Source organism: Parabacteroides massiliensis, from assembly GCF_900155425.1.
GTDB classification, from domain to species: Bacteria; Bacteroidota; Bacteroidia; order Bacteroidales; family Tannerellaceae; genus Parabacteroides; species Parabacteroides massiliensis.
Genome location: NZ_LT700191.1, coordinates 112686 through 125868, shown reverse-complemented (window position 1 = coordinate 125868; position 13183 = coordinate 112686). Strand labels below are relative to the sequence as shown.

Sequence of the window (13183 nt, the reverse complement as noted above, 5' to 3'; positions counted from 1 at the left end):
ATGTTTGATATCGATCGCTGGGTGGAAATATGGGTGACGATCACCCGTAACAAAACCCGTAGCCTGTTGACCGGCTTCGGAGTGTTCTGGGGTATCCTGATGCTGGTGATCCTGTTGGGCTCTGGCAACGGATTCAAGAATGGCGTATTGAAGAACGTCGACGGTTTTTCGACGAACTCCGCATTCTTCTTTTCCGAACGGACCGGCGAACCTTACAAAGGGTATAAGAAAGGGCGCTACTGGCAGATGCGCAACCGCGACTTGGAAACGATCCGCCAGCGTGTGAAGGGTGTGCGCTATCTTTCGCCGATGATCATGCAATGGGGCGGGCAGAACAATGTGGTGAGAGGACAGAAAGCGGGTACATATAACGTGCGTGGCGTCTATTCCGAATATTTCAATATCGAAACGCAGCATATCCTGGCAGGACGTCTGTTGAATGAAATCGACATGATCGAAAAGCGGAAGGTATGCCTGATCGGTAATATCGTGCGCGAAGTCCTTTTCACGCCGGATGAAGATCCGATCGGACAATATATACGGGTGAACGGCATCTATTACCAGGTGGTCGGTGTGATCAAACCGAAACCCCGTGCCCAGATCGGCGGACGTACGGAAGAGAGCGTGATGATCCCGTTCAAGACGCTCCAGCAGGCTTCCAACCAGGGAGACAAGTTCTGGTTCCTCTGCGCGACGGCCGAAGACGGTTACTCTTGTGATAAGATGGTGGAAGACATAAAGACGGTCTTGCGTTCGCAGAACGAGATTTCCCCGACGGACGAACATGCCATCAGCAGCTTTACGATAGCCAAGCAGTTCGAAACATTCAATATGCTGTTTACCGGTATTAATATACTGGTCTGGCTGGTCGGTATCGGTACTCTGCTGGCCGGGATCATCGGAGTCAGTAATATCATGATGGTGACGGTCCGGGAGCGGACACGCGAGATCGGGGTGCGTCGTGCGATCGGCGCGAAGCCATTCGATATTATATCGCAGATCATGAGTGAGAGTTTGTTGCTGACATCCCTTGCCGGGTTGATCGGGCTTAGCGTAGGTGTGTTCCTGCTCGATGTGGTGAACAATGCGATGGCAAGCGGCGGAGATGCGTCTAACGAAACGTTTTTCTCCAATCCCGAAATCCATATCGGAACAGCGGTGGCGGCTACCGTAATCCTGCTGTTCAGCGGACTCCTCGCCGGGTTGATTCCTGCTTGGCGTGCCATGCAGATCAAGGCGATCGACGCTATCAGGGAAGAGTGAATCGGATTTATGATTTATGATTTATAATTTGTGTCTACGTATAAATCATAAATCTGAAATCATAAATCATAAATATTTCCATTGTCAATTAATAAAAAGCTATAGTTATGAAGAATCGTATCGTAAAAAAAGTCCTGCGGATCATCTTTTTGGTATTAGTGGGAGCTGCTGTTGTCGGCACTTTCTATTTCTTGTGGAAGAAAGCGCAACCCGTCATTACCGTCTATGAGCTGGTTACTCCTGCACGTGACACGATTGAGACGAAGACCGTGGCGACCGGAAAGGTTGAACCCCGCGACGAAGTCCTTATCAAACCGCAAATGTCGGGTATCATCTCCGAATTGCTGAAAGAAGCCGGGCAGATGGTGAAAGAAGGGGAGATCATTGCCCGTATCAAGGTTATTCCGGAAATGGTCCAGTTGAACAGTGCCGAATCGCGTGTACGGGTGGCGAAGATCAGCCTCGAACAGGTCAGTGCAACCTTCGAGCGGGATGAAGAGTTGTATAAACAGGGCGTTATCTCCAAAGAAGATTATGAGACTTCTCTTGCCAACTATAAGAAAGCGCAGGAAGAGGCCGAGAACGCTCAGGATGCTCTTGAGATCATCCGCGAAGGTATCTCCAAACGGTCTGCCGCTTCCAGTACGACACAGGTTCGTTCCACCATCACCGGTATGATCCTGGATGTGCCTATCAAAGTCGGTAACTCGGTGATCCAGTCGAACACCTTCAACGACGGTACGACGATCGCTACCGTTGCCGATATGAACAACATGATCTTTAAGGGGAAAGTAGACGAGACGGAAGTCGGCCGTATCCACGAAGGAATGCCGATCAAACTGACGGTCGGCGCTATGGAAAGCCGTACGTTCGATGCCGAATTGGAATATGTGGCTCCTAAGGGAGTGGAAGAGAACGGGGCTGTGCTGTTTGAAGTGAAAGCTGCCGTACATATGCCCGGCGATGCCTTTATCCGTGCCGGATACAGCGCCAATGCCGAGATCGTGTTGAAGCGTGCGGAGAATGTTTTGTCCGTACCCGAAAGCTGCGTCGAGTTTAGCGGTGATTCTACTTTTGTGCAGGTGGTAAAAGCGGAAAAGCCGGAACAGGAGTTTGAGAAGCGGGCCGTTAAGGTTGGCTTGTCCGATGGTATCAAGATCGAGATAAAGGAAGGCCTCGCCGAAAACGAAAAGGTACGCGGGGCGATTGTCGATCCGAATAAGAAATAATTGTAAACAGTAAAATGATGAAAAACCAATTAATAATCGCTACGACTTTATTTCTTTCCGGTTCTTTGGCTTGGGGGCAGGAACCTGCCAAACAATGGTCTCTGGAAGAATGTATCCGCTATGCGATCGAACATAACATCGAGCTGAAGCAGAGAGAGCAGGACCAGGAAAGCCGGAAAGTGGAATTGAACACCAGCAAATTCAGTTGGTTGCCCGACTTGAATGCCAACGTCGGACAGAACTTCGACTTCGGACGTTCTCCTTCCAAATCGGGTGTGATTGTGGATCAGAACTCAGCCAATACCTCGGCGTCTGTCTCTTTGAGCATGCCGATATTCGACGGTTTGCGTATCCCGAATGATATCGCTGCCCGCAAACTGGACTTGAAAGCGGCTGTCGAGACGTTGAACAAAGCGAAGGAAGACTTGTCGATCAATGTCGCGTCCTACTATTTGCAGGTTTTGTATAATAAAGAAGTCCAGAAGATTGCCGAATTGCAGGTCGCGTTGAGCAACGAGCAGGTTGTGAAAACCGAAGCATTGGTAAAGAACGGGAAAGTCCCCCTTTCCCAGCTATACGATATGAAGGCGCAATTGGCGAAAGACGAAGTCTCGCTGACCGAAGCACGCAACAATGTGAAACTGGCCTTGCTCGACTTGACGCAAAGCCTCGAACTGGAGCGCGACGGTGAAAACTTCGATGTCGTAGTCCCTGAAATCGGAGATGCCGTCGAACAGTATATGGGCAGCATCCTCCCGCCGGACAATGTCTATGACCATGCCATCGCTTTCAAACCGCAGATCAAAGAACAGGAATATCTCTTGGAAAGCCAGAAGAAGATGTTGAAAGTGGCGCAGGCCGGCTACTATCCGAAACTCAATTTCGGCGCCAGCTACAGCAACGGCTACTACCATTATTCCGGCGATGGCGACTATTCGAACCTTCCTTTCAGCGACCAGTTGAAGAACAACGGACGTAAAACGATCGGGTTCAGTTTGAGCATCCCTTTGTTCAACCGTTTTCAGACGCGCAACAATGTCCGTTCCGCCCGTATCAATATCCGGAACCGCGAGTTGATGATGGAGAACGCGAAGAAGGCGTTGTATAAGGAAATCCAGCAGGCCTACTATAATGCTGTTGCCGCCCAGGATAAATATACCGCATCCGACAAATCGGTCCTCGCCAGCAAAGAGGCTTTCTCTTATGCCGAAGACCGCTATGCAGCCGGCAAGAGCACGGTCTTCGAATATAGCGAAGCCAAAACAAAATATGCGCAGAGTTTGTCCGAACAGGTCCAGGCCAAGTATGACTTCATCTTCCGTACCAAAATCCTGGACTTCTATGATGGCACACCAATAACACTATAATAAACCTTTAAGTCAGACACATTTTTATGAGTAAAGAAGGAAGTCTCCGTGATGGAAACTTCCTTTTTTGTATTATATTTGCCCGATAGATTATGATTTACAACCTCGAGAGCCATGAAAGTATAATTGTTTAATATGGACAGGATTTGATTTAATACTTACGAAAACATATTTATGAATACAAGATTTGTAACATTTATTCTACTGTTGTTTCTGGGAATGAACAATGTTTGTGCTCAGTCCCAACCCGAACTCTACCGGATTTTCTCGCCCGACAAAAAGTCGGTGATGGCTGTTCAGCTACATAACGATGGTTCGCTGACGTATACTTTTACTGCCGATGGAGAAATGTTGATAAAAGAATCTCCATTAGGTTTCAAGCTGGAATCGCAGGAAACGGTCCCTTCTTCCGGTTGGAAAATAGAAGGCGTTTCCGACCGGCAAGTCCGGGATGAATGGAGGCCGCTCTGGGGAAAGCGGGCTGTGGTCGAAGATCATTTCAATGAATCGGTGATCGATTTGCAGAATCCGGCCGGACAACCGAAGCGGATGCAGTTGGTGGTCCGGGGGTATAACGACGGCTTTGCGTTCTGTTATAAAATACCGGAAGGTGAGGGAGAGCGCGTGGATGTGCAGTCCGAACTGACGGCCTATAATTTTGCCGGAGATTATACGGCATGGTTCTATAACGGGGAGAACCATAATATAGGGCCTGAAAAGTTGACGGAAACAGATGGAACCCGTCTGCCGGTGATGACCGTGAAGGCGGGCGATAAACATTATATGGCTATTCATGAAGCCTGTCTGGAAACAGGAGCCCCTCTTGTCTTACAATCCAAAGGAGGCGAATCGCTTTTCTCGGTGGCTTCCAAGCCGGCTTGTCTGTCGCCGGGATACACTTCGGCCTGGCGAGTCGTTTTGCATGGGGCGACACCCGGAGCTTTGACCGATTCCCATTTGTTGGAGTTGCTGAATCCGGACCCGGATCCTCGTTATGATTTTTCGTGGGTGAAACCGGGATTGGCTGTCTGGGATTGGCGTATCAACGGAGCAGTCTGGGATGGGTTTACATACGAGATGTCTTATCCTTCCTGGGTGCGGATGGTCGATTTTGCAGCCGAACAGGGTTTCAAATACTTGGTGTTGGATGCCAATTGGTACGGCCCGGAATTCGAATCGGATTCCGATCCTGTTAAAGGAGAAAAAGCGCAGGATGTACAACGGCTGTTGAAATATGGAAAAGAGAAAGGGGTCGGAATCTGGCTTTATCTGAATGATGTCGGAGGACGGAAATATCCGATCGAAAAGACCCTGAAGCAGTATGGCGATTGGGGAGCTGCCGGGGTTAAATACGGTTTTATGAGCGGAACGCAGGAAGAAAAGAACCTGTGGACGAAAAAGATTACCGAGCTTTGTGCGCAAAACCATCTGTTGGTCGATTTCCATGACGGTCCGGTTCATCCTTATGGACAGATGCGTACTTGGCCGAATGCCGTGACACGCGAATATTGCCACGCCCAATTGGACGGACATCATGTGTTCGAACCTAAAACATTTGTGACGACCGTTTTCGTCAATATGGTTGCCGGTCCGGTGGATATGAACAACGGGATGTTCGACCTTCGCCAAGGACATACGACACGTGTGGATGAGAGCCAGCCCGTTCCTTCTACATTGGTTTCGGAAGCTGCCCGTACGTTGATCACTTTTTCAGGTGTGACTATTTTACCGGATATCCCGGAATATTACCGGAAGTATCCGGCTTTGCTGAATTTCCTGTCCGCCCAGAAAATGCCGTGGAAAGAGAGCCGTACCCTGGCCGGTGAAATCGGGGAGTATATCGTTATGATGAGGGAAACGGATGAGGCTTATCTGGTCGGTGCGGCCACGAATGAATCCGGAAGGACGATAGAACTGCCTCTTTCTTTCCTGAAAGAAGGGACATATACGGTCGAAGTCATCGAAGACGGTGAGGATGCCCACTACCTGACAAACCGTGAAAGCCTGAAGGTGGCGACTCGGCAACTGACAAACAATGATAAACTGACATTGAAGCTGGCTCCCGGCGGCGGTGCGTGTCTTGTTATCAAGAAGAATTCGTCTATAGGTACCTGTGAGCAAACAGCTTTCCCGCTTGCCAGCCCTTCCGGGAAAATGAATGCCGAGATCAAGGTCGGTGGGAAGAATGTCGAAATAGATTTATTTGACGATGGGGAAAAGGTGGTGACGGCTAAGACGTTGCAGTTCTCTTTGGATGAGAATATCCTGAAAGGAAACTGGAAGGTGGCGGACCAAAAACGGGAATCGGTCGATCAGACCTGGCAACCGGTCTATGGGGAACGAGCTGTCGTGACAGACCGGTATAATGAGGTTGAGCTAACACTTCAGTCGGATGAGAACCGGAAAGAGATGGCGTTGAGTGTCCGTCTTTACGATGAAGGACTGGCGTTCCGTTATGCCTTCGATAAACTGGATTTCTGGAACCGAACGGTAACCGATGAGAAGACGCAGTTTCTTTTTCAGGAAGATTGCAAGACTTGGGTGACCGGCATGGCGCAAGGGGCTTATTCCGAAACGAAATTGAGTGCGTTGAAAGGTACTGCCGATCGTCCTCAGGTGATCCAAGTCAATGATAACCGGTTTGTTGCAATCGGAGAAGCTGCCCTTGTCGATTATTCCCGCATGAAATTAGAGAAGAGTGAGACTGGGTTTGGAGTACAATCAGCTTTGTCGGGAAAGGTCAATCTGGATCTGGCCGGCTATCGATCTCCCTGGCGTTATGTGATGGTCGCCGGTCATCCGGGAAAATTGGTCGAAAATAATTACATTATTCTTAACCTGAACGAACCTAACCAGATAGCTAACACCAGCTGGATCAAGCCCGGACAGGTGATTCGTGAAGTTACGTTGACAACGGCAGGCAGTATGGCTTGCATTGATTTTGCAGCAGAAAACAATATTGCCTATGTGTTGTTTGATGCCGGTTGGTATGGGGCGGAAGGAGACGTAAAATCGGATGCGACCACCGTTACGGTCGATCCGGCTCGTTCGAAAGGCCCGCTCGACTTGCCTAAAGTGATAGAATATGCCAATTCAAAAGGAGTCGGCATATTGGTTTATGTGAATCAAAAAGCGCTGCATCAGCAACTGGATGAAATCCTGCCTTTGTATAAGAAATGGGGTATCAAAGGTGTGAAATATGGTTTTGTGAATGTGGGCGACCAGTATGCTACGGCGTGGTTGCATCAGGCAGTACGCAAAGCCGCCAAATATGGATTGATGGTTGATATCCACGATGAGTATCGTTCGACAGGCTATTCACGCACGTATCCGAATTTACTGACTCAGGAAGGTATCCGTGGCGACGAAGAAAGTCCGTCGCTGGACCAGGCCATCTATACATTATATAATCGCATGATCTGCGGAGCGGGTGACTATACCAATTGTTATTTTGCGGAAAGAGTCACGGAAAAGATGGGCGGACGTGCTGCCCAGTTGGCTAAATTAGTCGCTATTTACAGTCCCTGGCAGTTTGTCTATTGGTATGACCGTCCCGAAAAATCACCGAGACGCGCCGGTGGTGCAGGCTCTGCCGAGTCTGTGATCAAAACAGATGCCGCAACCCGTTTCTATAATTCTATTCCGACCGTATGGGACGAAACTCGCTTCCTGGAGGGAGAAATGGGCAAATATGCTGTGGTCGCCCGCCGTTCGGGTTCCGATTGGTACGTGAGCATGTTGAATGCCGGAGACAAGAAGCAAATCTCCTTGCCCCTTGATTTCCTGAAAAACAAGAAAGGTTATGTCGCCACACTCTATTACCAGGCATCCGAAAAGAAAAAGGATGTCGTCGATATCAAGAAGATCAAGTTGGATAGCCGCAATGAGGTTACCATCGGCCTGATCGGGAATAGCGGATGTGTGTTGCATTTACGACAGGAAATCTCCGGGCAACAATAACAGGATCAACGGCAGATAATCTTTCAACGTTATCCGTAATTGCTTTAATGCCTGTTGTATCCGGTAGTCGACGGTTTTTTGGGATACTTGCAGGATTTCGGCAATTTCTTTATAACTTTTATTATCGAAGCGGTGCATGACAAAAGCTTCCCGGTAAGTGGGAGGCAATGCGTCTACCGCTTCCCTGATCCTTTTTTGCAGCTCTTCGAGTTGGTAGAAATCGGTGTCCTGTAGCATCTCCTGCATATTTTCGTAGAAAAGAGTGTCGGCTCTTAGTTGGGATTGATGGTGGACGATCAGGTTGATGGCGCGGTGATAGACCGTTTTGAACAGATACTGGCTAAGTGACGTCTCGAAGGTTTGCGTTTTCCGGTTCTCCCATAACCACAGCATTACATCCTGCACGATCTCTTCGGCATCTTTTAGCTCTACAAACTTTGTCGCATAAGCACAGAGCATCGGATAGTATCTTCTGAACAAGACACCATAGGCTTTTAGATCTCCTCGTTGCATGGCTGAGAGTAAAAAGCGTTCTTCTGTGGTTTGTAGTTTCTCTCCTTCCATATACATCAAGGTACAAAGGTAATTTAAAATTCTTTAACTACAAAATACTTATAAAGCCTTGCGTTGCATAGTAAGCTCGAATTGTTCTAATTGCACTCTCTACAGTGCAATTGGGCAAGCGGAAAGTTTCTCCATAAAAAATATTGAAAAAAGATGCTTCTTCGTTTAGGAATCCGTTCGATTACTCTTGTCTAATAGATAAACAAGGATAAAAACAGACATGGAAACATCGAATACAGATATAATAGAAAACCTTCTTCCACGCTATTGTTCCGGCGAAGCAACGGTCGAGGAAAGCCGGCAGGTTGAGGAATGGATCAAGCAATCGGATGAAAATTATCGGATTGCCAAGCAAATCCATACTCTTTATCTGGCAACGGACACGATGCAGGTGCTATCGAAAGTGGATACGGAGAAGGCCTTGTCTTCTGTTTGTCAAAAGATGAGCAAAGACACAGCCCGTCCTAAAGTAACCGTGACGACTTGGTTGCAACGCGTTGCTGCCATCCTGTTTATCCCTCTTTTGATAGCATTCGGTATACAAAATCTGAAACCCCGCCCCGCTGAAATAGCCCAGACGATCGAAGTGAAAACAAATCCGGGCATGACGACGACGGTTAATCTGCCGGATGGCACAGTTGTTCACCTTAATTCGGAATCGAAACTGTCTTATCCGTCTTTCTTCGATAAGGACAAAAGAAGAGTGACTTTAGAGGGAGAAGCTTTTTTTGAAGTGCAGAAAGACCCGGAGCATGGTTTTGTGATCTCTGCTCCCCATGAAACGAAAATAGAAGTGTTGGGTACTTCATTCAATGTCGAAGCATTCGAAAAAGACGCTTTTGTCTCTACCACCCTGGTCGAAGGAAAGGTCCGTTTCGATTATATGAAAAACGGGCGAGGCACGGCCGTACTGATGAAACCCGGACAGAAACTGACCTATGATTCTTTTTCTTCCCGTGTGCAACTGACAGAGACGAATGGCGAATCGGAGATTGCCTGGAAAGACGGAAAGGTTGTTTTCCATGCGACCCCTCTGCCCGAAGCATTGCGGATACTGGAAAAGCGGTTTAATGTAATTTTCGTGTTATCCAATGACCGTCTTCGGAGCGAAGCGTTTACCGGATCTTTCAGCAATCAGCGGTTGGAGCGTATATTGGAAATCTTCAAAATATCATCCAATATCAAATGGCGTTATCTGGATACACAAGATACCATGAATGAAAAAACGAGAATAGAAATCTATTAAACAATCTATTAAGCATGAAAAACAGACCTCCTTAAAGAAAAACATCCGGAAAAATATTGGCGTATTCTTCCGGATGAAATGAGTTAACTTTAAAACGCTTGTTTGGCGACAAGCAGTAATAAACCATTTTTTATTAATTAGATCACCACAAAATTATGCAAAAACATTTTAATACCCAACAGTTTTGGGTACCAGAGTTATTTTGGTTTGCCTTAAATAAAATTCCAAGAGTTATGAAGCTGTACATATTCTTGTTATTCTGTTCGATCGGCTTGGCACAAGCAGCGGACAGTTATGCGCAAAAAGCGACCGTTAACCTGAAAATGCAAAATCAAACGGTCCAGACAGTGTTGAATGAAATCGAAAACCAATCAGAATTCTCCTTCTTCTTCAACACAAAACATGTCGATTTAAACCGGAAGGTATCTGTTGATGCCGATAAGAGCGATATATTTAAAGTGTTGGATAATATCTTTGCCGGAACGAATGTACGCTATTCGGTGGTGGATAGAAAGATTATACTTTCGACAGAATCTACTTCTGTCTCAGGTATTCAACAGAATAAGAAAACAGTAAACGGTACCGTAAAGGATGAAAACGGCGAGCCTATTATTGGTGCAAATGTAATGGTCAAAGGAACGACTGATGGTACAGTAACGGATATAGACGGACATTTTTCTTTAAATGTAAAAAAGGGAGATTTGCTGGAGATCTCTTATATAGGCTATCTTTCTTCTGAAATAGAGATTGGCAATGAACAGTCATTGGCTATCGTATTAAAGGAAGATACCAAAACTTTGGACGAAGTAGTTGTTGTCGGATATGGTACGCAGAAAAAAGGGAACTTGACAGGTTCTATCGCAACAGTTAAAAGCGAAGAAATGACAGTGGCTCCGGTTTCCAGTACTATAAATAGTTTGGGGGGTAGATTGCCTGGGTTGGTATCTCAGCAGACAAGTGGACAACCAGGGGCGGACCAGGCAACAATAAAGGTGCGTGGATTTTCGGATAATGCTATTTGGATCGTAGACGGAATAGAAATGGATTTCAATCGAATAGATCCTAACCAGATTGAGTCTATCAGTATATTGAAAGATGGTTCCGCTTCTATTTATGGAGCTCGTGCAGGTAATGGTGTTATTTTGGTAACTACGAAGAGAGGCGTACAACAAAAACCAACAATTTCAGTAAATTCTTCTATTACATTTCAAAGTATAACAACTATGCCTAAACCGGTATCTTCTGGTGATTATGCAACTTTGAGACGAGAGGAATGGCTTCAGTCAGGTAAACCTGAATCAACAGCTCCTTATACGGAAGAACAAATACAGAAATTTTATGAAGGGACAGATCCGCAATATGTAAATACCGATTGGTATAATGAATTGATTAGAAATTGGTCTCCATTGAACCAACATAACATATCGGTGCGTGGAGGTAGTGAGAAGATTAAATATTATGGTTTTTTGGGATATTTAGGTCAGGAATCCATTTGGAAACATAATGGTGGTAATTATAAACGTTATAATTTGCAATCAAATATTGATGCTAGTATCACCAACCAATTATCAATGCAGTTGGATTTGTCATTTATCAAGTCTGATAATATGACAACAATAAGACCACAGAATAATGCCGGAGTATGGCAAGATCTTTGGAATACATTACCTGTTTATCCGGCTCATCTACCAGATCCTACAAAAATATCTTATGCTGATGGAAAAGGAACTGGAGGTGCGCATGTTACTTCCAACACAAAGTTGTCTGGATATTCAGATGAAGAGAAACTTAATTTAAATGGTACAATTGCTTTAAAATATGCATTTAAACAGATAAAAGGACTTTCTGCTAAATTTTTATTCAATTATTATGATCAGATTAGTTATGTAAAACTATTTAATAGACCTTCAACTTTTTATAGATATGATGTGGCTAGTGATACATATATAAACGCAGGAGGCTTTGGTAATTCAGCTCAGTTGACGCAACGAGATGATCGTAGCAAAATGTTAACTCGTCAATTCTCAATCAATTACGATAATATATTTGCCGAAGATCATTCATTATCAGTTTTAGCTTTGTATGAAGCTATTGATTATTCAGGCAATTGGATGTCTGCAAGTAGGGAAGATTTATTAACTCCATCTATTGAAGAATTGTTCGTTGGTAATACGGAAACAATGAAAAATGATGGAGCTTCTTCAGAGATGGGACGTAAAAGTTTCGTAGGTCGATTTAATTATTCATATAAAAATAGATATTTGTTAGAAACGATTTTGAGAGCTGATGCTTCTGCCAAGTTTGCACCAGGACATAGATGGGGTGTTTTTCCAAGTGTTTCTATGGGTTGGAGAATTTCAGAAGAATCTTTTATGTCGAATACAAAATCCATTGTAGATGATTTTAAGATTAGGGCAAGTTATGGACGTTCTGGAAATGATGCAGTAGGTAATTTTCAATATTTATCAGGTTATAAGTTGAATGGTTATTATCTGTTGGGCGATAAAAGCATGTTGGGAATTACTACAACAGGATTGGCTAATCCCAATTTAACATGGGAAAAATTTGAGATATGGAATGTCGGTTTGAATTATTCTTTCCTGAATCGACTTATTTACGGAGAAGGCGATGTCTTTTACAGAAAAAGATCGGGAATTCCAGCAACAAGGACAATGAGTATGTCTCCTACATTTGGAGCAACTTTTCCTCAAGAGAATATTAATAGTCTAAATGATAGAGGATTTGAATTTCAAATAGGTAGCTCTAAAAATTTCAAGAATTTCAGTTATGATATCAGTGGTAATATTTCTTGGTCAAGAGCAAAATGGGATCATTATGAAGAACAGATGTATACTGATCCGGATCAGAAAAGAATTAATCAGAAATCAGGGCAATGGATAGACAGACAATTTGGTTATATATCTGATGGACTATTTACTTCCCAGGAAGAAGTTGACAATTTGGATTTTGATCAAGATAATAAACAGAATACCTCCTTACGCCCTGGTGATATTCGTTATGTAGATGTAAATGGAGATAAAGTATTGGATTGGAAAGATCAAGTTGAAATTGGTAAAGGGACAATGCCACATTGGATGTATGGTTTAAATGTAAATCTTAAATATAAAGATTTTGATTTAGCAGCTCTTTTCCAAGGTGCTTTTGGATATAGTAGTTATATTTCTTTATGGCATAATACATTGACATATCCTCAGGAACTGTTCGATCTTCGTTGGAGTGAAAATAACAATGTCGCTGATGCTCTTTATCCACGTTTGGGAGGAGCGGCAACAAACAGTTATGTATCCGATTATTTTTATAAAAAAGCAGGTTATTTACGTTTGAAGTCATTTGCTCTCGGATATAATTTACCAAAAGATATTTGTTCAAAGTTACTTATACAGCAGTGTCGGGTTTATTTTGCTGGAACCAATTTGTTTACATTAGACAAATTGAGTAAATATCATATTGATCCGGAAGCTCCTTCTGGACAGGGAGGTTTTTATTATCCTCAGCAAAAGACTCTTTCTGTTGGAATTAATTTGTCGTTCTAA

At 44.7% G+C, this 13183-nt stretch carries 7 protein-coding genes; 6 read left to right on the top strand and 1 reads right to left on the bottom strand.

The window, feature by feature from the left end; genetic code table 11:
• From BQ9893_RS11565 to BQ9893_RS22145, 4 genes are all read left to right on the top strand, one after another.
• A complete protein-coding gene (locus BQ9893_RS11565) occupies positions 1-1263 on the top strand; it encodes an ABC transporter permease (protein ID WP_075966188.1) in 1263 nt (420 codons plus the stop codon).
• Between the two features lie 107 nt (positions 1264-1370).
• Positions 1371-2492, top strand: a complete 1122-nt coding sequence (locus BQ9893_RS11560) for an efflux RND transporter periplasmic adaptor subunit (protein WP_075966187.1) — start codon at positions 1371-1373, stop codon at positions 2490-2492.
• Between the two features lie 17 nt (positions 2493-2509).
• Positions 2510-3859: a TolC family protein gene (locus BQ9893_RS11555; RefSeq protein WP_075967344.1), complete on the top strand. Its 1350-nt coding sequence runs from the start codon at positions 2510-2512 to the stop codon at positions 3857-3859.
• 174 nt (positions 3860-4033) lie between these two features.
• On the top strand, positions 4034-7819 hold the full coding sequence (locus BQ9893_RS22145; protein ID WP_075966186.1) for a glycoside hydrolase family 97 N-terminal domain-containing protein: 3786 nt from the start codon (positions 4034-4036) through the stop codon (positions 7817-7819).
• Here BQ9893_RS22145 and BQ9893_RS11545 read toward each other — a convergent pair.
• The gene (locus BQ9893_RS11545; protein ID WP_075967343.1) at positions 7790-8383 is read right to left on the bottom strand and encodes an RNA polymerase sigma-70 factor; all 594 of its coding nucleotides are present in this window, start codon (positions 8381-8383) and stop codon (positions 7790-7792) included. The genes BQ9893_RS22145 and BQ9893_RS11545 overlap by 30 nt on opposite strands.
• 220 nt (positions 8384-8603) lie before the next feature.
• Here BQ9893_RS11545 and BQ9893_RS11540 point away from each other — a divergent pair, with 220 nt between their 5' ends.
• Together BQ9893_RS11540 and BQ9893_RS11535 are read left to right on the top strand one after the other, a co-directional pair.
• Positions 8604-9629: a FecR family protein gene (locus tag BQ9893_RS11540; RefSeq protein WP_075966185.1), complete on the top strand. Its 1026-nt coding sequence runs from the start codon at positions 8604-8606 to the stop codon at positions 9627-9629.
• A gap of 155 nt (positions 9630-9784) precedes the next feature.
• Positions 9785-13183 carry a TonB-dependent receptor gene (locus BQ9893_RS11535; protein WP_081415444.1) on the top strand — a complete coding sequence of 1133 codons (3399 nt, stop codon included), beginning with the start codon at positions 9785-9787 and terminating at the stop codon, positions 13181-13183.